Annotated in this window: 1 protein-coding gene; it reads right to left on the bottom strand. The window is 35.3% G+C overall.

Annotation, left to right across the window (positions count from 1 at the left end; genetic code table 11):
• Window positions 1–287: transposase family protein (locus ACM0OX_RS35775; RefSeq protein WP_414519958.1), on the bottom strand; the 287-nt coding region annotated here is incomplete at its 3' end.
• Window positions 288–380: the final 93 nt, after the last annotated feature.

The following is a 380-nucleotide window of genomic DNA, read 5'->3' as shown; positions in this document are numbered from 1 at the left end:
CAATTGACCAATGACCACGAATAACGAGAGCGAATTCTGAGGCTGAATAATTTAATCATGATATTTCTGAATGTTGATGCTGATGGAAATTGAATATCTGGAGATAAATCTAATAATTTTATTAGGGATAATCGATGATTTTTGGTGAACTCAGCTAAAGGTTTATATCCCCAATATCCTGTACAACTACCTAACAAAACTATAGTTAGTATTATCCAAAGTTTATGTCTAATACCTCTGGCATGTCGATAATCGGGAACCCCTTGGATTGCTTCGATTAAATTCATTGCTAACTTTCCTCTGGCAGAGAGAGCAGTGTTTTTCTTAAGGAATCATCCTTCTATGTTATATTTTCTCTCTCGACAATTAATCCACCCTGC

Origin of the sequence: Nostoc sp. PCC 9305 (assembly GCF_963920915.1) — a bacterium.
Taxonomy (GTDB): domain Bacteria; phylum Cyanobacteriota; class Cyanobacteriia; order Cyanobacteriales; family Nostocaceae; genus Nostoc.
Note: the sequence above shows the minus strand (reverse complement) of the source record. Positions and strands in the feature narration are given on the sequence as shown.